Source organism: Agromyces sp. Leaf222 (genome assembly GCF_001421565.1).
Classification (GTDB): domain Bacteria; phylum Actinomycetota; class Actinomycetes; order Actinomycetales; family Microbacteriaceae; genus Agromyces.
On record NZ_LMKQ01000001.1, the window covers coordinates 492478 to 513290 of the forward strand.

The 20813-nt window shown below is 70.1% G+C and carries 17 protein-coding genes; 9 read left to right on the forward strand and 8 right to left on the reverse strand.

What is annotated here, in order from left to right:
• Window positions 1-56 precede the first annotated feature (56 nt).
• From ASE68_RS02135 to ASE68_RS02150, 4 genes are all read left to right on the forward strand, one after another.
• On the forward strand, window positions 57-1106 hold the full coding sequence (locus ASE68_RS02135; protein WP_055854712.1) for a biotin/lipoate A/B protein ligase family protein: 1050 nt from the start codon (window positions 57-59) through the stop codon (window positions 1104-1106).
• A gap of 84 nt (window positions 1107-1190) precedes the next feature.
• Window positions 1191-1511: a hypothetical protein gene (locus ASE68_RS02140; protein ID WP_055854714.1), complete on the forward strand. Its 321-nt coding sequence runs from the start codon at window positions 1191-1193 to the stop codon at window positions 1509-1511.
• A 31-nt stretch (window positions 1512-1542) separates the two neighbouring features.
• Window positions 1543-2436 (forward strand): site-specific DNA-methyltransferase, encoded by an 894-nt coding sequence (locus tag ASE68_RS02145; protein ID WP_055860523.1) that lies wholly within the window; start codon window positions 1543-1545, stop codon window positions 2434-2436.
• A gap of 108 nt (window positions 2437-2544) precedes the next feature.
• The gene (locus ASE68_RS02150) at window positions 2545-4419 is read left to right on the forward strand and encodes an MDR family MFS transporter (RefSeq protein WP_082461868.1); all 1875 of its coding nucleotides are present in this window, start codon (window positions 2545-2547) and stop codon (window positions 4417-4419) included.
• Between the two features lie 68 nt (window positions 4420-4487).
• On the opposite strand, the gene ASE68_RS02155 is transcribed toward ASE68_RS02150, so the two are convergent.
• The 5 genes from ASE68_RS02155 to ASE68_RS02175 form a co-directional block, all read right to left on the reverse strand.
• Window positions 4488-5513 (reverse strand): LacI family DNA-binding transcriptional regulator, encoded by a 1026-nt coding sequence (locus ASE68_RS02155; protein WP_055854717.1) that lies wholly within the window; start codon window positions 5511-5513, stop codon window positions 4488-4490.
• A gap of 118 nt (window positions 5514-5631) precedes the next feature.
• On the reverse strand, window positions 5632-7128 hold the full coding sequence (locus ASE68_RS02160; protein WP_082461870.1) for a GH1 family beta-glucosidase: 1497 nt from the start codon (window positions 7126-7128) through the stop codon (window positions 5632-5634).
• On the reverse strand, window positions 7125-8057 hold the full coding sequence (locus ASE68_RS02165; protein ID WP_082461872.1) for a carbohydrate ABC transporter permease: 933 nt from the start codon (window positions 8055-8057) through the stop codon (window positions 7125-7127). The genes ASE68_RS02160 and ASE68_RS02165 overlap by 4 nt, the downstream gene beginning before the upstream one ends.
• Window positions 8054-9205 carry a carbohydrate ABC transporter permease gene (locus ASE68_RS02170; RefSeq protein ID WP_082461874.1) on the reverse strand — a complete coding sequence of 384 codons (1152 nt, stop codon included), beginning with the start codon at window positions 9203-9205 and terminating at the stop codon, window positions 8054-8056. Before ASE68_RS02170 ends, ASE68_RS02165 begins: the two co-directional genes overlap by 4 nt.
• A gap of 85 nt (window positions 9206-9290) precedes the next feature.
• A complete protein-coding gene (locus ASE68_RS02175; RefSeq protein WP_055854720.1) occupies window positions 9291-10565 on the reverse strand; it encodes an ABC transporter substrate-binding protein in 1275 nt (424 codons plus the stop codon).
• 218 nt (window positions 10566-10783) lie between these two features.
• Between ASE68_RS02175 and ASE68_RS02180 the strand changes: the two genes are divergently transcribed.
• The 3 genes from ASE68_RS02180 (at window position 10784) to ASE68_RS02190 (ending at window position 14614) form a co-directional block, all read left to right on the forward strand.
• The gene (locus ASE68_RS02180) at window positions 10784-11626 is read left to right on the forward strand and encodes a M15 family metallopeptidase (RefSeq protein WP_055854723.1); all 843 of its coding nucleotides are present in this window, start codon (window positions 10784-10786) and stop codon (window positions 11624-11626) included.
• 37 nt (window positions 11627-11663) lie between these two features.
• Complete coding sequence (locus tag ASE68_RS02185) at window positions 11664-12992, forward strand: MFS transporter (protein WP_157421495.1); 1329 nt, start codon at window positions 11664-11666, stop codon at window positions 12990-12992.
• 98 nt (window positions 12993-13090) lie between these two features.
• On the forward strand, window positions 13091-14614 hold the full coding sequence (locus ASE68_RS02190) for an amidase domain-containing protein (protein ID WP_055854729.1): 1524 nt from the start codon (window positions 13091-13093) through the stop codon (window positions 14612-14614).
• A gap of 85 nt (window positions 14615-14699) precedes the next feature.
• On the opposite strand, the gene pgm is transcribed toward ASE68_RS02190, so the two are convergent.
• Complete coding sequence (pgm, locus tag ASE68_RS02195) at window positions 14700-16328, reverse strand: phosphoglucomutase (alpha-D-glucose-1,6-bisphosphate-dependent) (RefSeq protein WP_055854733.1); 1629 nt, start codon at window positions 16326-16328, stop codon at window positions 14700-14702.
• A gap of 59 nt (window positions 16329-16387) precedes the next feature.
• Window positions 16388-17677 carry a DUF445 domain-containing protein gene (locus ASE68_RS02200; protein ID WP_055854736.1) on the reverse strand — a complete coding sequence of 430 codons (1290 nt, stop codon included), beginning with the start codon at window positions 17675-17677 and terminating at the stop codon, window positions 16388-16390.
• 81 nt (window positions 17678-17758) lie between these two features.
• Here ASE68_RS02200 and pheA point away from each other — a divergent pair, with 81 nt between their 5' ends.
• Window positions 17759-18715, forward strand: a complete 957-nt coding sequence (gene pheA, locus ASE68_RS02205; protein ID WP_055854739.1) for a prephenate dehydratase — start codon at window positions 17759-17761, stop codon at window positions 18713-18715.
• Window positions 18716-18765: 50 nt separating this feature from the next.
• Window positions 18766-19452, forward strand: coding sequence for a hypothetical protein (locus tag ASE68_RS02210; RefSeq protein ID WP_055854744.1), 687 nt, complete (start codon window positions 18766-18768; stop codon window positions 19450-19452).
• 298 nt (window positions 19453-19750) lie between these two features.
• Here the strand turns inward: ASE68_RS02210 and ASE68_RS02215 are convergent, their stop codons facing one another.
• Window positions 19751-20767 carry a diacylglycerol kinase family protein gene (locus tag ASE68_RS02215; RefSeq protein WP_055854747.1) on the reverse strand — a complete coding sequence of 339 codons (1017 nt, stop codon included), beginning with the start codon at window positions 20765-20767 and terminating at the stop codon, window positions 19751-19753.
• Window positions 20768-20813: the final 46 nt, after the last annotated feature.

Genomic DNA, 20813 nt, shown 5'->3' on the forward strand with positions numbered 1-20813 from the left:
CGCCAGCGTACGCATTCGAGGGTGGAACCGGCCGGGACATCCGTAGGCTGTCCCTCATGCACGGTGAGTACAAGGTCCCCGGTGGAAAGCTCGTGGTCGTCGACTTCGACGTCGTCGACGGCGTGATCCGCTCGCCCCGCGTCGCGGGCGACTTCTTCCTCGAGCCCGACGAGGCGCTCGCAGACCTCGACGCGTCCCTCGACGGCCTGGCCGCGGCATCTGATGCCAAGACCATCGCCGCCGCCGTCGCCGCGGGGCTTCGACCAGACGCGGTGATGCTCGGATTCTCGCCCGAGGCGATCGCGGTCGCCGTTCGACGTGCGCTGACGGATGCCACGAGCTGGTCGAACTACGAGTGGGAGGTCATCCACGACCCGGCCGTGTCGCCGCGCGTGCACCTCGCGCTCGACGAGGTGCTCGCCACCCGCGTGGGCGACGGGCGCCGCAAGCCGACCCTGCGCTTCTGGGAGTGGGACGAGTCGGCCGTCGTCATCGGCAGCTTCCAGTCCGTGAAGAACGAGGTCGACCCAGAGGGCGCCGAGCGCAACGGCTTCGACGTCGTGCGTCGCATCTCGGGCGGCGGCGCGATGATGATGGAACAGGGCAACGTCGTCACCTACTCGCTCTACGTGCCGGCCGAGCTCGTGCAGGGCATGAGCTTCGCCGACTCCTACGCATTCCTCGACGACTGGGTGCTGCAGGGCCTGCGCTCGATCGGCATCGAGGCGACCTACCAGCCGTTGAACGACATCGCGAGCCCGCTCGGCAAGATCGGCGGCGCCGCGCAGAAGCGCCTCGGCTCGGGCGGCGTGCTGCACCACGTGACCATGGCGTACGACCTCGACAACGAGAAGATGCTCGAGGTGCTGCGCATCGGCCGCGAGAAGATCAGCGACAAGGGCATCGCCTCGGCGGCGAAGCGCGTCGACCCGCTGCGCTCGCAGACCGGGCTCAGCCGCGGCGCGATCATCGAGGCGCTCATCCAGACGTTCACCTCGCTCTACGGCGCGACGCCCGGCGCCGTCGCTCCCGACGAGCTCGCCGAGGCCGAGGCGCTCGCCGAGTCGAAGTTCGCGACGAAGGAGTGGCTCTACCGCGTGCCGTGAGCCGGTGAACCAGGTCGCCCGGTAGCGCCGCGGCATCCGCCACCCGTGTGAGGAAGACTCATCCGGCGCAGGTAGACTCACCGGATGGATTGGTGGATCTGGCTCGTCGGCGCCGTGCTCGTCGCCGCCGTGCTGACGTACGCGGTGCGCCGCGGCTGGATCGACCTCTCCGACAAGACCCGCAAGGGCAAGCCCAGCGGCAGCGCCGTCATGATGATCGGCGACGAGGTCTTCGCCCCGCGCAAGTACGAGGCGCAGATCGAGCAGGAGCGCCAAGCCAGGCTGCCCGTGCCGGCGCCCGTTCCCGGTGACGGCGACAAGGGCATCTCGTACGCCGCGGCCGACGCCGACGACGGCGACCCCGACCGGTTCAAGGGCCGCATCCGCCTCGACGTCGAGCGCTGACCGCCGCCCGGGCCCGCCCGTCACTGCCAGACTGGAGCCCGTGACCCACGACGAGCCCGACCGCATCATCCACGCGGACAACCTCGCCGTGCTGCCGACGTTCCCCGACGGGCGTTTCACGCTCATCTACCTCGATCCGCCGTTCAACACGGGGCGGGCGCAGACCCGGCGCTCCACCAGCCACGTCAGGGTCGAGGCGAACGATGACGCGACGCGATCGCCGGGTTCCAAGCCCGCTGCCGGAACCATTACCGGGTTCGCGGGCAAGCGCTACGAGCGCATCCGAGGCGACCTGCTGCGCTACGACGACCGGTTCGACGACTACTGGGGATTCCTCGAACCGCGCCTCGTCGAGGCCTGGCGACTGCTCGCCGACGACGGCACCCTGTACCTGCACCTCGACTACCGCGAGGCGCACTACGCGAAGGTGCTGCTCGACGCCCTGTTCGGGCGCGAGTGCTTCCTCAACGAGCTGATCTGGGCCTACGACTACGGCGCGAAGGCGAAGCGAAAGTGGCCGACGAAGCACGACACGATCCTCGTGTACGTGAAGAACCCGTCGGCGTACTGGTTCGACTCGACCGCCGTCGACCGCGAGCCCTACATGGCGCCCGGGCTCGTGACGCCGGAGAAGGCCGTGCTCGGCAAGCTGCCGACCGACGTCTGGTGGCACACGATCGTGTCCCCGACGGGGCGTGAGAAGACCGGCTACCCGACGCAGAAGCCCGAGGGCATCCTGCGCCGTATCGTGCAGGCGTCGACGCGCGAGGGTGACTGGGTGCTCGACTTCTTCGCCGGCTCGGGCACGACGGGAGCCGTCGCGGCGACGCTCGGGCGACGCTTCGTGCTCGTCGACGAGAACGCCGAGGCGATCGCCGTCATGCGGGCGCGGTTCGCGAACATCGAGGGCGTCGAGTTCGCCTGAGCCGGTCGCCCGTGGGCGCGCCCCCCTTCTCGTAACCTCCTGTGGGGGAGTAGCGTCGGCCGGGTGACGGCTCCTGAACAGAACGCGCAGAACGCACCGGCACCGCTCATGACGCACCGGCAGATCCTGCTGGTGATCTTCGGACTCATGTCCGCCATGTTCCTGTCCGCACTCGACCAGACCATCGTGGGCACGTCGATGCGCACGATCGCCGACGACCTCGGCGGCCTCGAGCTGCAGGCGTGGGTGACCACGGCCTACCTCATCACGGCCACGATCACGACGCCGATCTACGGCAAGCTGAGCGACCTGTTCGGCCGGCGCCCGCTGTTCATCATCGCGATCGGGATCTTCCTGCTCGGCTCGCTGCTCTCGGGCATGTCGACGTCGATGTACGAGCTCGCGATCTTCCGCGCCATCCAGGGCATCGGCGCCGGCGGCCTCATGGCACTGCCGCTCGCGATCATGGGCGACATCCTCGCCCCCCGCGAGCGTGCGAAGTACCAGGGGTACTTCCTCGCGGTCTTCGGCGTCTCGAGCGTCATCGGGCCGCTGATCGGCGGCCTGCTCTCGGGCACGGAGGAGATCCTCGGCGTGGCCGGCTGGCGGTGGGTGTTCCTGGTGAACCTGCCGGTCGGCGCGGTCGCGTTGTTCATGGTCATCCGGTACCTGCACGTGCCGCGGTTCCATTCGGATCGCAAGGTGCGCATCGACTGGTGGGGCGCGACCTTCGTGGTCGTCGCGCTCGTGCCGCTGCTCATCGTGGCCGAGCAGGGCAGCGAATGGGGCTGGGGTTCTGCGTGGGCGATCGGATGCTACGTGGTCGGCGCGATCGGCATCGTCGTCTTCATCCTCGTCGAGATCTCGATGAAGCAGGACGCCCTGCTGCCGATGAAGCTCTTCCGCATCCCGACGTTCTCGGTCGTGGCCGGGCTCGGCCTGCTCGTCGGATTCGCGATGTTCGGTGCGATGATGACGATCCCGCTGTACCTGCAGCTCGTCGAGGGCGCGACGCCGGCCGAGAGCGGCCTGCTGATGCTGCCGATGATCCTCGGACTCATGGTCTCCTCCATCGCCAGCGGCCAGATCATCGCGCGCACCGGCCGGTACCGGATGTTCCCGATCATCGGCACCGCACTCATGGCCGCCGGATACCTGTGGCTGACGAACCTCACCGCCGATCAGGACATCTGGTTCATCATGGTCGGCATGGCCATCATCGGCCTCGGCCTCGGCCAGCTCATGCAGACGCTCACCATCGCCAGCCAGAACGCCGTCACCGCGCGCGACATGGGCGTCGCGACGAGCGCGTCGACGTTCTTCCGCCAGATCGGCGGCACGCTCGGCACCGCGGTGTTCTTCTCGCTGCTGTTCTCGCGCCTCGCCGAGACGCTCACGGCCGCCTTCAGCGACCCCGCGCTGATCGGGCCGATGACCGAGGCCATGCAGGACCCGGCCGTGCAGGCCGATCCCGCGAACGCCGAGATCCTCGCGCTGCTCGGCACGCAGGACCCGGCGAAGATCGGCGCGGCGCTCGACACCGACAGCTCGTTCCTCGTTGGCGCCGACCCGCGACTGGCCGAGCCGTTCCTCGTCGGCTTCAACGACGCGACGGTCTCGGTCTACTGGCTGGGCTTCATCATCGCGCTTGCCGCGTTCGCGGTGGCCTGGTTCGTGCCGGCACTGCCGTTGCGACAGGTGTCCGCGATGCAGGAGGAGGCCGACGCGAGCGCCGCAGAGGCGGTGGCCGTCGCGCAGATCGGCGTCGCCGAGGAACTCGACGAGGCGAGGGACCTTCGCGATGCCGAGCACCGAGCGGATGCCGCATCCGGGCGCCACGCGATGGCCGGCGCGCTCGGCGACGAACCCGAGATCGACGAGGTCGCGCACCGGGCGGCGCGACTCGCCGGGTCGCCGATCGAGCCGACGACGACGGGATCGATGCACGCGATCGACGGGGACGGCTCGCCCGGGCGTCGCTGACCCGAGGCGCACGCTCGGGGTGCAGGCTCAGGCGCTCGCCTGGGACGGCGGGCGCCCGGAGCCGCGCCTCAGGCGGAGGCCCGGCGCACGAGGTGCGTCGGCATGATGTTGCGTCGCGGTACGTCTTCGCCGGCGAGGTGGCGCAGCAGCAGGTCGGCCATCTCGAAGCCCATCGGCTCCGAGGGCTGGTGCACCGTGGTCAACGGGATCGCCGACGAGGTGGCCGCAGGGCTGTCGTCGAAGCCGACCACGGCGACGTCGCCTGGCACCGAGCGCTCGCGCTCGTGGAGCACGGCGAGTGCGCCGGTGGCCATGAGGTCGCTCGCCACGAAGATGCCGTCGAGGTCTGGGCGACGGTCGAGCAGACGCCGGGTCGCGGCGACCGCGCCGGCGACCGTGAAGTCGGCGGTCTCGACGGCGTCGGACGGCAGGCCCGCCTCGGCCATGCTGCGCCGGTAGCCCATGAGGCGGTCGACGCCTGCGGGCATGTCCTGGGGGCCGGTGATCGCGCCGATGCGCTTGCGCCCGACCGAGACGAGGTGGTCGGTGCCGATCGCGGCGCCGGCGACGTTGTCGACGTCGACGTACACCTGCTCGCCCGTGCCGGACGACGGGCGGCCGCCGAAGACGAGCGGGATGCTCAGGCCCTCGGCCTGCAGCAGGTCGTCGCCCTCGTGGTGCGAGATCACCAGCGCGCCGTCGACGACGCCGGATCGCAGGTAGCGAAGGGTCTTGTGCGCTGGGTCGTTCGAGGCGACGAGCAGGTTGAGCAGGTGCTCGCTCTCGTCGAGCCTGCGGGTGATGCCCTGCACGATGGCCGCGAAGTACGGGTCGCCGAAGAACATCGTGGTGTCTTCGGGCACGATCAACGCGATCGCCCCCGACGTGCGGCTCACGAGCGACCGCGCGGCGCGGTTGGGAACGTAGTTGAGCTTCGCGATCGCGGCGTTCACGTTCGTGACGACGTCTGGGCGGACCTTGGGGGAGCCGTTGACGACACGGCTGACGGTTGCACGCGAGACGTTCGCCTCGCGTGCGACCTCCTCGAGGGTCGGCACTGCGGGTCGTGTCTTGATGTCGTCACCCCCCTGCATTCGGTCAGTCTATGTGCGCGTCGACGGCTCCACAGCCGGTGGAACCCGGCTGGATCACGGTTGGTTCACGGCTGGTTCACGGCTGCGGAGCCGTCGACGGATGCCGCGGTGCGGCCGATCAGCTCGCCGGGGCCACCGGTGCCGCCGGGCCGGCCGGGAGCGCCCGGTTCTCGATGATCGCCGAGTAGGAGTGCGCGCTGTGCTTCGGCGTGCGCTCCTGCGTGTCGTAGTCGACGCGCACGAGCCCGAAGCGCTTGTCGTAGCCCCAGGCCCACTCGTAGTTGTCCATGAGCGACCAGTAGAAGTAGCCGTGCACGGGCACGCCCTCGTCGATCGCGTCGAGGATCGCTCCGAGGTGGCCGCGGAGGAACTCCGCGCGGTCGGCGTCGTGCACCGAGCCGTCGGACTCCACGACGTCGTCGTAGGCCGCACCGTTCTCGGTGACGGAGAGGCGCACGCCCGCGGCATCCGTGTACTCGTCGTGGACGCGCTTGAGCAGGCGGCGCAGGCCGTCGGGCTCGACCTCCCAGTCCATCGCCGTGAGCGGAAGGCCCTGCGGGTGCCAGTGCACGTTCTCGGCGGCCGGGAACGGCGAACGCGTCGCGCGATCGGTGGGAGCGGAGCCTTCGAGGACCACGGCCGGTGCGTGGCCGCTCACGTACTCGCCGTGGTAGTAGTTCACGCCGAGGGTGTCGATGGGCGTCGAGATGATCTCGAGGTCGCCGGGCTGCACGACGGCGTCGAGGCCGAGCGGGCCGAGGTCCTCGACCAGGTCGGCCGAGTACTCGCCGCGGAAGATCGGGTCGAGGAAGAACCGGTTGAACTGGCCGTCGATGCGACGCGCGGCGTCGACGTCGGCCGGGTCGGTCGGGTCGACCGCGTGCACGGGAGCCAGGTTCAGCGTGATGCCGAGCTCGAGCTCCGGGTCGCGCTCGCGCAGCGCCTGCACGGCGAGGCCGTGGGCGAGCATGAGGTGGTGGCCCGCGGCGATGCCGTCGGGAACGCTCTGCCGGCCGGGGGCGTGGGCGCCGCCGGTGTAGCTGAGGAACGACGAGCACCACGGCTCGTTGAGCGTGGTCCACACGCCGACCCGGTCGCCGAGGGCGTCGTGCACCGACAGCGCGTAGTCGCGGAAGAGCTCGGCGGTGTCGCGGTTCGCCCATCCGCCCTTCTCCTCGAGGGCCTGCGGGAGGTCCCAGTGGTAGAGCGTGAGCCACGGCTTGATGCCGGCGCCGAGCAGTTCGTCGACGAGGCGCGAGTAGAAGTCGATGCCCTCGTGGTTGACGGGGCCGCCGTCGGGCCGGATGCGGGCCCACGAGGTCGAGAACCGGTAGGTCTGCAGGCCGATGCGCTTCATGAGCGCGACGTCGTCGGCGTAGCGGTGGTAGTGGTCGCACGCGACGTCGCCGTTGTCGGCGTTGATGACGGCACCCGGCACGCGGCTGAACGCGTCCCAGATGGAGTCCTTGCGGCCGCCTTCGAGGGCAGCGCCCTCGATCTGGTAGGCGGCGGTGGCCGCACCGAACAGGAAGTCGGTGGGGAACGGGCGGTTCGCGCCGTTCGCGGCAGCGGCGATGTTCACGGCGCTGGTGTCCTCTCGGAGTTCGATGGTCATCCCTTCACGGCTCCCGCCATGATGCCGCTGACGAGCTGCTTGCCCGCGAAGACGAAGAGGATGAGCAGGGGGATGGTCGACAGCAGGACGCCGGCGAGCACGATGGAGTAGTCGACGAAGTGGTTCGACTGCAGGAGCGAGAGCGCGACGGGCAGGGTCGGGTCGCTGCGGTCGAGCACGATGAACGGCCAGAAGAAGTTGTTCCAGGCCGTCACGAAGGTGAAGAGGCCGAGCATGGCGGCCGCCGGGCGTGCGGCCGGGAGGCCGACCGTGAGGAACGTGCGGAACGAGTTGGCACCGTCGACGCGGGCCGCCTCGAGCAGCTCGTCGGGCACCGACTGCTGGATGTACTGGGTCATCCAGAACACGCCGAACGCGGTGACGAGCGCGGGGATGATGATCGCGCCGACGTTGCCGGTCCAGCCGAGGTCGGCGAACAGGATGTAGAGCGGCACGACGCCGAGCTGCATCGGAACGGCCATGGTGGCGACGACGAAGACGAGCAGCCACTTGCCGCCCTTGAACTTCAGCTTCGCGAACGCCCAGCCGGCGAGGGTGGAGAAGAACACGACCGACAGGGCGATGAGCGCCGAGCTGTAGATCGAGTTCCAGAGCGCCCGCCAGAAGTTGACGGCGGGGTCGTTGACGACCGTCAGCGCGTTCTCGATGAAGTTGCCGCCGGGCAGCCACGACATGTTCGGGTCGCGGATGGTGCCGGCGTCGCCGGAGCCGATGAGGAACGACCAGTAGTACGGGAAGATCGCCGAGCCGAGCACGATGGCGAGGGCCGTGTAGACGAACCATCCGGGGCGCGAGCCGCGGACGGGGCGCGAGCGCAGGCGCCGCTTGGGGTCCTTGGCGTTCACGGTCACCGAGGCGACGGTGTTCATGCTCGTCGTCGCCTGGGTGGCGGGTTCCGTGGCGGTCATCGTGCCACCTCCGTGGTCTTGTCGTTGGTGTCGGATGTCGCGGCTCCGGTCGGGGCCGATCCGAAGTCGTCGCGGACGGTGCCGCCGACGCGGTGCTCGAGCTCGGTGCGGGCGGCGATGGCCGCCGCGCGGCGGTCGCGCCTCGAGCGTCCGTCGCGGGAGCCCTCGTCGCGCACGAGCCGGTTGGTCACGAGCATGTTGATCACGCCGATGGCCAGGATGATGATGAAGAGGATCCAGGCGAGGGCGGCGGCGCGGCCGAAGTTCCACTGGCCCCAACCGATGTCGTACAGGTACAGCGAGATCGTGAGCCACTGCGAGTTCGCGCCGCCGGTGCCGAACTGGTCGTACATGCGCGGCTCGTCGAAGATCTGCAGGCCGCCGATGGTCGACGTGATGATGACGAAGATCAGCGTCGGACGGAGGCTCGGCAGGGTGATCGCGGTGAACTGGCGGAAGCGGTTCGCGCCGTCGATGGCCGCGGCCTCGTAGTAGTCGCGCGGGATCGCCTGCATGGCCGCGAGCAGGATCAGGGTGTTGTAGCCGGTCCAGCGGAAGTTCACCATGGTCGAGATGGCGATGTGGCTCGCGAACGCGTTGCTGTGCCACATGACGGGCGGGAGGCCGAGGTCGGCGAGCGTCGTGTTGATGAGGCCGTACTTGTCGCCGAACATGTTGCTGAAGATGAGGGCCACGGCGACGGGGGCCATGACGTAGGGCAGCAGCACGCCCATGCGCCAGAAGGTCTTGGCGCGGATGTTCTGGTCGAGCATCGTCGCGATGAAGACGGCGAGGATCAGCTGGGGGACGCTCGAGAGCAGGAAGATGCTGAAGGTGTTGCGCAGGGCGATCCAGAACTTCGGCTGCGTGAGCACGTAGACGTACTGGTCGAAGCCGATGAAGGTGCCGCTGTTGCGCACCAGGTCCCAGTCCATGAAGGAGATCACCGCGGTGTACGCGATGGGGAAGAGCCCGGTGATCGCGAACAGGATGAAGAAGGGGGAGATGTAGAGGTAGGGCGAGAGCTTGAGGTCCCACTTGCTGAGCTTGTGCCCGAAGGCGATGCGGCGGGGGGTGCGCTCGGTGCGGTCGGGCCGTGCCTGCTCGGGGCTCGGGGCGGACGGCGGAGCCGTTTTTGTCGAGGTCACGGTCGTTCCTTCGAATTCAGGTGGGGGGCGAGGATCGTGGCGGGCCGGGGTGTGCCCGACCCGCCACGTGAGAGGTCAGCTCAGATCAGCCGATCGCCTCGACCTCGGAGACCCACTGGTCCCACGAAGCCTGCTTGTCCTGCGTGCCGTCTTCGACGCGCGTGAGGGCCTGCTGCATGGCGTCGTTCACCTGGAAGTAGAACTGGCCCTTGAACGGGGCGACGGTGACGGCGTTGGCGCGGTCCGTGAGGATCTGGCCGACCGGAGCGTTGTTGAAGTACTCGTTGGTCGAGCCGAGGAGCGTGTCGGACGTCAGCGCGTCGTTCTGGCTCGGGAAGGTGCCGGCGTTCTCGAACGCCTTGACCTGCTGCTCGGGAGCGGTCAGCCAGTCGGCGAGCTTCTGGGCCTCTTCGACGTTGGCGCCGTTGGCGGGGACGGTCAGGTACGAGCCGCCCCAGTTGCCGCCGCCGTTCGGGAACGTGTTGGCGATGTCCCACGTGGTGACGTCTTCAGCGTTGCCCGAGATGACGCCCAGCATCCAGCCGGGGCAGAGCATCGTCGCGTAGGCGCCGTTCGAGAGACCGGCGAACCAGTCGTCGCTCCACTGGCCGAGGTGAGCCGACTGCGTCGCGCTGGCGTCGAGCACCTGGTTGTAGAGGTCTTCGACCTCGGGGTTGGTGGTCGCGGTGATGTCGCCGGAGTCGGGGTCCTCGTACGCGGCCTCGACCTGGTTGATCATGCCCTGGTAGGTGCCGCCGGCCGAGTCGAAGAACGCGGCGCCGGTCGCCTTGGTGTACTGCTCGCCGACCTCGAAGTACTTGGCCCAGTCGCCGTCGAGGAGCTTGGCGACCTCTTCGCGGTCGGTCGGGAGGCCGGCCGCGGCGAACAGGTCGGAGCGGTAGCAGACGCCCTCGGGGCCGATGTCGGTGCCGTAGCCGATGAGGTTGCCGTCGGCGTCGGTGGCCGCGTCGGTCTTCCAGTCGAGCCAGCGGTCCTGCAGGTCCGCGGGAACGGGGGCGAGCAGGTCGGAGTACTGCATGACCTCGGGGAGCCAGTCGACCTCGATGGCCTCGACGTCGGCGAGGCCCTTCTTGCCGAGCTTCTGGAAGTAGTTGGCGCGGGCGTCGTTCGACGTCGCTGCGACGTTCTGCACGACCGTCACGTTCGGGTTCGCGTCCATGTACTCCTGGAGGAGCTCGTCGGTGTACCCGAAGTCGTTGAACGTGGCGACCGTCAGTTCGACCTTGCCGCCGTCGCTCGAGCCCGAGTCGGACGAGGGCGCGCAGCCCGCTGCGATGATGGCGATGGATGCGGCGCCGGTGACGGCTGCGATCGCCCTGGTGCGTCGTGAAAGCTTCACGGTCACTCCTTTGTGTGCGTGTGATGGGTAACGGAATGGTCACGTGAGGACGCGCCGACCCACTGGGTGAGAGCGCTCTCACGATGCAGCAGCGACTCTACGAGAGCGCTCTCACGGATGTCAAAGAGAGCGCTCTCATTGGCTGGCTTCGTTACCGAAGCGTGACCTATCCGTCACCTGAACGAGGGTCCGTCGGTGCCCCGGCGTAGACTCGTACGGTGCCTGCAGACGAGCCCGACCAGCCCTCCGAGGCCGTGCAGCGGCGGCGCCTGACGGTCGCCGGCATCCTCAGCCTCGTGCTCGTCGCGATCGCGGCGGTCGTGGTGGGCGCCGTGGCCGGGTCGGCGCAGGGCGCGACATCCGGCTCCCATGCGAGTGCGAGCACCGGCGACGGCACCGGCGCGACCGACGCAGACCAGGGCGCGAGCGCGACGCCGCGGCCTGCTCCGTCCGAGTCCTCCGCGCCGGCCGCGGTCGACACCTTCGACAAGACGGCGAGGTCGATCGACGACCCCGCGAGCATCTGGGTCGTCGTCAACAAGCTGCGCCCCCTCAACCCGCAGGACTTCGAGCCCGACGACCTCGTCGGCGTCCCGGTCGCCCACACCTGGGAGCCGCTCATGCGGCAAGAGGCGTCAGACGCGGTCGTCGCCATGTTCCAGGCGGCGACCGACGAGGCCGGCTTGTACCTCGCGTCGAACAGCGCGTTCCGCAGCTACTCGACGCAGGTCGAGCTGTACGGCGACGGCAGCGATCCGACGACCGCGCCGCCCGGGGCGAGCGAGCACCAGACCGGTCTCGCGATCGACATCGGCGCCGAGAACGGCTGCACCTTCGAGTGCCTCGAGACGAGCCCAGAGGGCGAGTGGCTGCGCGCCAACGCCTATCGCTTCGGCTTCCTGCTGCGCTACCCGGCCGACAAGGTCGACGTCACGGGCTACCCGCACGAGGCCTGGCACTACCGCTACATCGGCGTCGAGCTCGCGACCGAGATGCACGACACCGGGTTCACGACCCTCGAGGAGTTCTTCGGGCTCCCGGCGGTGCCGCTGAGCACGTGATGCCCTCGGTGTGCTGGTCGATCGCGACGAGCGCGCGATGAGCGAGCGGATGCCGCGGCCGGCCGCCACCGATTCGCATCGCCCGAGTCGCGGGCTCGCCCTGTCGGTGCTCATCGTCAACCAGCTGCTCGCGGGCATCGGCGTCGCGACGGGCATGGCGCTCGCGGCGATCCTCGTCGCGGACCTCACGGGCGTCGTGGCGATGGGCGGTCTCGCGCAGTCGGCCAGCGTGCTCGGCGCGGCGATCGTCGCGATCCCGCTCGCGCGCCTCGCGGTGCGTTCCGGCCGGCACGTCGCGCTGGCCGTCGGCTACGGGCTCGCCGCGGTCGGCGCGGTGCTCGTGGTCGCCGCGGCGACGAGCGGCTGGGCGCTGCTGGTGTTCGTCGGGCTCGCCGCGTTCGGCGCGGCGGCCGCGTCCGGATTGCAGGCGCGGTTCGCGGCGACCGAGGTCGCGGCGCCCGGGTTCGAGGCGCGCTCGATGTCGCTCGTGCTCTGGGCGACGACGATCGGCTCGGTCGCCGGCCCGCTGCTGTCCGAGACGGGCGACCGTGTCGGCGCGGCCTTCGGCCTTCCGCACCTGGTCGGGCCGTTCGTCTTCTCGGCGGTCGCGTTCGCGACGTCGACGCTGCTCGTGGCCACGCTGCTGCGCATGCCGAGGGCGGGCGTGCTCGAGACCGATGCGCTCCCGGATGCCGCGGGCCGGCCAACCGACGCCGATGCGGCCGAGGTCGACGAGGCGGTCGCCGACGCACCCGTCGGCAAGCCCGTCGGCTCGTTCGCCGCCCTGCGCGAGGCCTCGCACTCGCCGCGCTCGCTGTTCGCGATCCTGGCGATCGTCTGCTCGCACACGGTGATGGTGGGCGTCATGGTCATGACGCCGATCCACATGACCCAGCACGGCATGTCGCTGAACCTCGTCGGGCTGGTGCTCAGCATCCACATCCTCGGCATGTACGGCGCGAGCCCGCTCATGGGCTGGCTCGTCGACCGGGTCGGCTCCGTGCGCGTGGTGCTGCTCGGCGCGGCGATCCTCGTCGTGGCGGTGGTGATCGGCATCCTCGCCCCCGGCGACGACGTGCTGCTCGTGCCGCTCGCGCTCGGACTGCTCGGGCTCGGGTGGTCGGCCGGCATGATCGGCGGGTCCACGCTGCTCACGACATCGGTCGATGCGCGGTTGCGCGTTCCGTTGCAGGGCGCGACGGATGCCGCGATGAACGTGGCGGCCGCGGCATCCGCAGCACTTTCAGGGTTGGTGCTCGGCGCCTTCGGATTCGCGGGGGTGAACATGGTCGCCTTGCTCGTGCTGGTGCCGCTCGCGGTCGTCGGGCTGCGCATGGCGATGGTGCGCCGCGCCGCTGCTGCGTGAACACGCTCTCATAGGTCTCCCAGCGTTCGAGAGGGATCCTCACAAATTCGCGTGTTGGGCTGGGTGTCCCCCTGAACGACGACCCGAAACAACACGGTTTGCTGAATCCCTCCGATCTCCCCGTCCTTCGCCGCGCCACCTTCCGGGCACCCGCCCTCGAGACCGAGCCCGAGCACGCACCTTCGAAGCGCCGCCGCAAGGCGCGCTCGAAGAGCGCTGCCGCGGGCGTCGAGGCCGCGACGACGGTCGAGCTGACGGCAGAACCCGACTCGATCGACGCGACCGGCGCGATCGAGACGACCCCCATCGAGCAGACCGTGGTGACCGCGACCGTCTCGATCGCCGACGCCGAGCTGCCGCCGGCGATCGAGACGACCGCCACCACCGAGACCGCGACCGACGACGCGACCGAACCGGCCGAACCGGCCGGGACCCAGACCGACGACGTCGCCCCGGCCGCTCCGACCGAGGTCACCGACACCCGACGCGCGACGAGCACGCCTCGCCACCGTGCCGAGCGCGTGCGCAACCGTCGCGCCGCTGCAGGCAAGCCGGGCGGCAAGGGCGCCGGGGCATCGGTTCGACGCACGGCGGCACTCGGGTCGGCCATGGCGTTCATCGGCCTCAGCGCGTTCGGCGCCCTCATCCCGGCCGATGCCGAGACCTCCGACGTCGCCCAGACCTCGACCGCCGACCTGAGCGCCGACAGCATCGCGGCCATCTCCGAGGCGACGAAGGCGGCGACCAAGGACTCGGTCACCCCGGCCGTCGTCGCCGAGCCGCTCCCCGCGATCACGAGCGGCCTCTCCACCGAGGCCGCCCCGTTCACCGGCGGAACCCAGGTGACCGTCGAGGGCCGTGCACTCGACGAGGTGGCGTCCGTCACCGTCGGGACGACGCCCGCGACCATCGTCGCCGCCGACGACGCGCAGATCACGTTCCAGGTGCCGGCCGTCGCGCAGGCCACGACCGGTGCTGCCGTCGACGTGACCATGACCGATGCCGCAGGCGAGCCGGTCGAGGTCGTCACGACCGAGGCGCCGGCATCGTCGGTCGCCGGCCTGATCTCGTCGATCTCGACCGAAGACGAGCAGGGCGCCGAGACCGTCGGCGAGAAGCCGGCCGAGCCGCTCACCCTCACCTACACGAGCGACCCGGGCATCGACGCCCAGCTCGCCTACGTCGGGACCTACTGGAGCAGCTACAACTCGGCCCAGTACCCCGTGTTCAGCGGCGTCGACTGCGCGAACTTCGCGAGCCAGTCGCTCGTCGCCCGCGGCTGGGCGATGGACGGCGGCTGGTTCTACGACGGCTCCACCGGCACGATGTCCTCGAGCTGGTCGAGCTCGACCGCGCTCCGCGACTACCTGCTGAGCCAGCCTGCGCGGGCGACCGCGCTCGACGACTCGCAGCGCGCCCAGGTCAAGGTGGGCGACATCGCCCAGTTCGACTGGGACAGCTCGGGCGACCGCGACCACACGGCGGTCGTCACCCGCGTCGAGCAGACCGACGCCGGCACGAAGGTGTGGGTCGGCGGCCACACGAAGGACATCGACTACTGGGACGTCGACGAGGCCCTCGCCTCGGGCGGCGGATCGGTCACGTACTTCTCGATCCACTGATCCGGATGCCGCGTGCATGCGCAGAACGCCCGGTCGAGCCTCGCTCGGCCGGGCGTTCCGCATTCGCGCCATCGCCGGTCGAGCGCTACCCGCCGAGGGCGGCGTCCACGACGCGCTTGGCCTCCTCCTGCACCTGCGCGAGGTGCTCGGCGCCCTTGAACGACTCGGCGTAGATCTTGTACACGTCTTCGGTGCCGCTGGGGCGCGCCGCGAACCACGCGTCGGCCGTCTCGACCTTGACGCCGCCGATGGCCGCGTCGTTGCCCGGTGCGTGCGAGAGCTTCGCGGTGATCGGCTGCCCGGCGAGTTCGGTCGCCGAGATCGCGTCTCCGGTGAGCTTGCCGAGGGCGGCCTTCTGCGCGGGGGTGGCCGCGGCATCCTTGCGCTCGTATGCGGGGTCGCCGAAGCGTTCCACGAGTTCCGCGTAGAGCACCGACGGCGACTTGCCGGTGACCGCGCGGATCTCCGAGGCGAGCAGGCACAGCAGGATGCCGTCCTTATCGGTGGTCCAGACGGTGCCGTCGAAGCGCAGGAACGAGGCGCCGGCGCTCTCCTCGCCGCCGAAGCCGACCGAGCCGTCGACGAGTCCGGGCACGAACCACTTGAAGCCCACCGGCACCTCCCAGAGCCGGCGCCCGAGCGCCGCGGCGACGCGGTCGATCATCGAGCTCGACACGAGGGTCTTGCCGATCGCGGCATCCGCTCGCCATTCGGGCCGGTGCGCGAACAGGTACTCGATCGCGACCGCGAGGTAGTGGTTGGGGTTCATCAGGCCGCCGTCGGGCGTGACGATGCCGTGGCGATCGGCGTCGGCGTCGTTGCCCGTGAGGATGTCGAAGCTGTCGCCGTGCTCGAGCACCGACGCCATGGCGCTCGGCGACGACGGATCCATGCGGATCTTGCCGTCCCAGTCGAGGGTCATGAACGACCAGGCGGGGTCGACGCGCTCGTTGACGACCGTGAGGTCGAGGTCGTACGTGTCGCGGATGGCGGCCCAGTAGTTGACCGAGGCCCCGCCGAGCGGGTCGGCGCCGATCTTGACGCCGGCCTCGCGGATGGCGTCGAAGTCGATGATGTTCGCGAGGTCGGCGACGTACGCCGTGCGGAAGTCGTAGGTCTCGACCGCGCTCGGCTCGGCCTGCTTCACCTCGCGCAGTCCGTCGGCGATGAGCTCGTTCGCCCGGTTCGCGATCCACGAGGTCGCGTCGGAGTCGGCGGGTCCGCCGTGCGGCGGGTTGTACTTGAAGCCGCCGTCCTGCGGCGGGTTGTGCGACGGCGTGATGACGATGCCGTCGGCCTCGCCCTCGGCGCGCTTGGCCGGGTCGTTGTTCCACGAGAGGATCGCGTGCGAGAGCGCGGGCGTCGGCACGTAGTCGTCGAACTGGTCGACGAGCACGCGCACCCGGTTGCCGACGAGCACGTCGAGCGCCGTGGTCTGCGCGGGCGCGCTCAGCGCGTGCGTGTCGGAGCCGATGAACAGCGGCCCGGTGATGCCCTGCGCCGTGCGGTACTCCACGATCGCCTGCGTGATCGCGAGGATGTGGTGCTCGTTGAAGCTCGTCGTGAACGAGGAGCCCCGGTGGCCCGAGGTGCCGAACGCGACCCGCTGCTCGGGCACCGAGGCATCCGGTGTCTGCTCGTAGTACGCCCTGACGAGCGCTTCGACGTCGATGAGGTCGGACTCGATGGCCTGGGTTCCCGCGCGTTCATGCATGCGCCCAGTCTGGCGCGACTGAACGGCGACCGCACCCCCGCCCGCCGACTCGAGCCGACTCAGACGACCGAGTGCAGCGCCGTCGCCACGCTGAAGATCGCGAGCCCCGCGAGTGCGCCGACGACCGTGCCGTTGATGCGGATGAACTGCAGGTCGCGCCCGACCTGCAGCTCGAGCTTGCGGGTGGTCTCCGCGGCGTCCCAGCGCTCGACGGTCTCGGTGATGACGCCCGCGATCTCGTGCCGATAAGTGCGCACGACGTAGGCCGCGGCATCCGTCACCCAGGTGTCGACCTTCGCGGCCAGCGTCTCGTCGGTGACGAGCCGGGTGCCGACCTCGACGATCGCTGAGCGCAGGCTCGCACGCAGCTCACTCTGGGGGTCGGCGAGCGAGTCGTCGAGGGCGGCCTTCACGGCGGTCCAGGCCTCGCCCGCGAATTCGCGCACGCGCGGGCTCTCGAGCAGGTCGTTCTTGATGCCCTCGACGCGGGCGATCGTGACGGGGTCGTGCTGCAGGGCGTCGGCGAGATCGGCGAGGTAGCGATCGATCGCCTCGCGCAGCGGATGCCGCGGGTCGTCGCGCACCGCGTGCACGAAGGCGAGCACCTCGCGGGCCGCACGATCGTCGACGAGCCGGTCGACGAATCCGGGCATCCATCGCGGCAGGCGGTCGGAGACCATGCTGCCGAACGCCTCGGGATGCGCGACGAGCCACTCCTCGGCCTTGTCGAGCAGGCCGTCGACGGCGGCACGCTGCTGGTCGGCGGCCACGAGGCGTGCGCCGACGCGGCCGACCGACGGCGCCCACTCCGGCTCGAAGAGGTGCTTGCGTGCGAGGCGCTCGATGACGTCTTCGACGTCGTCATCGCCCAGGAGCTCGAGCACCCCGCGGGCGGCGACGGATGCCTCCGCGGTCAGCCGCTCGGCGTTGGCGGGCTGCGCGAGCCATCCGCCCAGGCGGCGCGAGATGCCGATCGAGCGGAGCTTGCCGAGCACGACCTCGTCGGAGAGGAACTCGTCCTCGACGAAGGCGCCGAGCGTCGCGCCGATCTCGTTCTTGCGCGTCGGGATGATCGCGGTGTGGGGGATCGGCAGGCCGAGCGGATGCCGGAACAGCGCGGTCACCGCGAACCAGTCCGCGATCGCGCCGACCATCGCGCCCTCGGCCGCGGCGCGCACGTACGCGAGCCACGGGATCTCGTCCTGCAGCGCGAACGCCACCGTGAACACGATCGCGGCGACGATGAGCAGCCCCGTCGCGAGCCGCTTCATGCGCCGGAGCGCGGCCTGCCGCTCGGCGTCGGTCGGCACGGTTCGGTTCCTGGCCGGCGTCTCGAGGGTGGTGGTCATCGCGTCCTCCTCACGGTTCGCGTGTCGCGGACGATCTCGACGCTAGCCCTTCGGCGCCCGACCGCTGGCTAGGCTTGCTGCATGACGGATGCCGCACCCACGCCCCCCGACGAGACGTACTCGTACCTCGGGCCGGCCGGCACCTTCACCGAGGCCGCGCTGAAGCAGGTGCCAGAGGCGGCCGGCAAGACGTGGCGGTCGGTCAACAACGTGGGCGAGGCGCTCTCGGATGTCACGAGCGGCCGTTCGGTGGCCGCGATGATCGCGATCGAGAACTCGATCGAGGGCGGCGTCTCCGCGACGCAGGATGCGCTCGCGACGGTGCCCGGCCTGCGCATCGTCGGCGAGGTGCTCGTGCCCGTGAACTTCGTGCTCGTCGCGCGCCCCGGCACCACGCTCGCCGACGTGCGAACCGTCAACGCGCACCCCGTGGCCTACGCGCAGTCGCGCGGGTGGCTCGAACGGCACCTGCCAGAGCACGGTCACATCCCCGCGTCGAGCAACGTGCAGTCGGCGGCATCCCTCTTCGACGCCGACAGCGCGGCCGATGCCGCGGTCGCCCCGCCCGGCATCACCGAGCACCACGACGTCGTCGTGCTCGCGCGCGACATCGGCGACAACCCCAACGCGGTCACCCGGTTCGTGCTCGTGTCGCGCTCGCGCGCGCTGCCCGAGCCGACGGGCGCCGACAAGACGAGCCTCATCGTCGAACTGCCGAGCGACGAGTCCGGCGCGCTGATGGCGATGCTCGAGCAGTTCTCGACGCGAGGCGTCAATCTCTCGCTACTCGAGTCCCGCCCCATCGGCGACGCCCTCGGCCGCTACCGCTTCGTCGTCGACCTCGACGGCCACGTGGCCGACGAGCGCGTCGCCGACGCCCTGCTCGGCCTTCGCCGCACGAGCCCGAACGTCATCTTCCTCGGCTCCTATCCGCGCGCCGACCAGCGTGAGATCGAGTACCACGCGAAGTACGATGACGAGATCTTCATCGAGGCGCGCGACTGGCTGCGCGGACTGCTCAGCGGCGAGCCCGACTGAGCCGTCCGACCCGTGACCGGCAGCGCCCACCCGACACCGAAGGACACGCGATGAGCAATGAGGCCGCGCGGGGCATCGACCCGAGGTTCGATCCCAGATTCCAGCGCGGGTATAAGACGGATGCCGCGGCCGCCGCTCGCGCGGCCGAACGCCGCAGGCCCGACGCCCCGCCGACCGCCGAGGAGGCGGCGCTGTTCGGTCCCCGCCCGCCCGGAGCACCTCCGGAGCGGCCGACGCCCCGGATCGAGGCCGCCGCTCCCTTCGCCCCTACCCGGGTTTCCGAACCGGATCACGCCGCGACCCTGCTCGCCTACTTCGGCCCGAAGGCGGGCGCCGAGGCGACCACGTCGTACGCCGCCGAGGCGCAGAGTCAGGGCCGCATCGAGCCCTCGCCGCTCGAGCAGGCACTGCATGCCGATGACGGAATGGGCGCTCATGACGACTTCGTCGTCGAGCCGGAGCCGCTGAGCGAGTCGCCGTTCGTGCGGCATCCGTCGCTCTCGTTCTGGGTCGCGCTCGCAGCGAGTGCCGCGTTCGTCATCGCGGGCGTAGTGCTCACCTGGAATGTGAACCTCGAGCAGATGCGCCCCACCGGGCGCATGGCCGGGGCCGAATCGCAGGCGTTCCTGAGTGCGCTCTCCGCGCTCGCGATCGGCCTCGTGCAGGCGGGAGCACTCGGGGTCGTCGTCGTGCTCGCGATGTGGGCCGTGCAGTCCCGGCGCAGGCGGACCTCATGAGTCGCCCGTCTGCGGCGATCCGCAACCCCGCGTTGCTCGCCTTGGTCGCCGTGCTCGTGCTCTCGATCGCGGGCCTCCAATGGCTCTCGCAGGTGATCGCCGACGGCTACGACGAGATGAACTCCTACGGCGGACAGGAGATGTCGGAGGCGGACATGAACGCGATGAACGAGCGCTGGGCGATCCTGAGTTCGCTCGGCCAGGCGAGCAACGCGATCGCGACGCTCGCCGCGACATCCGCCCTGGCCCTCGTGTTCGTGTGGTGCTTCTGGCCGAGAGGCGCGGCGCTGGCCGCAGCTCAGTCGAGCGAGGGCACGCGCACGATGAGCGCCGCGGGGTCGACCGTGAACCTGGCCGACACGACGGTGCCGAACTCGTCGCCGTCGATCTCGAACTCCTCTGCGCCCTCGCCGATCTCGATGTCGACCGAGCGACCGCGGGAGTAGATGATCTCGCGGCGGCGGCTGCCGCCCGTGAGGTCCATGATCTGCCGACCGAGGGCCGACTTGCGCAGCACCGGGTTCTCCCAGGTCACCTTGCGCCAGATGAAGATCCACCCGAGGAAGTTGCGCGGCTGCAGCACGGCCATGTCGAGGCGGCCGTCGTCGAGCTGGGCGTCGGGGATGAGTTCGATGTTGCCCGGCAGGTAGCCGAGGTTGGCCACGAGAATGGTCGAGACCTTCGACCGGTGCAGCCGGCCGGCATCCGTTCGGTAGTAGGCGCGGTACGGCTTCGAGGCGGGCAGCGCGCGCAGTCCGGCGTCGACGTAGGCGAGCCAGCCGACGCGCTTCTTCAGGTCGGGGTTCGTGCTCGAGATCATCGCGGCGTCGATGCCGATGCCGGCCATCACGAGCGACGTGTGGGTCTCGGTGTCGCCGTTCGGCCGGGTGATGTCGGCGACGACGACGTCGACGGCGCGGTCGAGGCCCGAGAAGGCGAGCTCCGCCGCCCCGTGCATGTCGTTGACGGGGATGTCGAGGTTGCGTGCGAAGAGGTTGCCGGTGCCGATCGGCACGATGCCGACGGGGATGCCGCTGTCGCGGAGCCCGGCCGCGACCGAGCGCACGGTGCCGTCGCCGCCCGCGGCGACCACCAGGTCGACCTTGGACTCGCGGGCCTCGAGCGCCATGCCCTTGCCCGGATCGTCGACGGTCGTCTCGATCCAGAGCGGATCGGCGAAACCCTGCTGCTCGGCGACCTCGGCGATGGTCGTGCGCAGGGTCTCGACGCCCTGCTTGCTCGGGTTGAAGATCACCGCGACGCGCCGTTGAGGGCCTGCGGTCTTCGCCGCCTTCTGCTTCTCGCCCCGCGCCACGGAGCCAACGGTATTGCATCCGGGCCCCCCGGATAGACTTGCACGC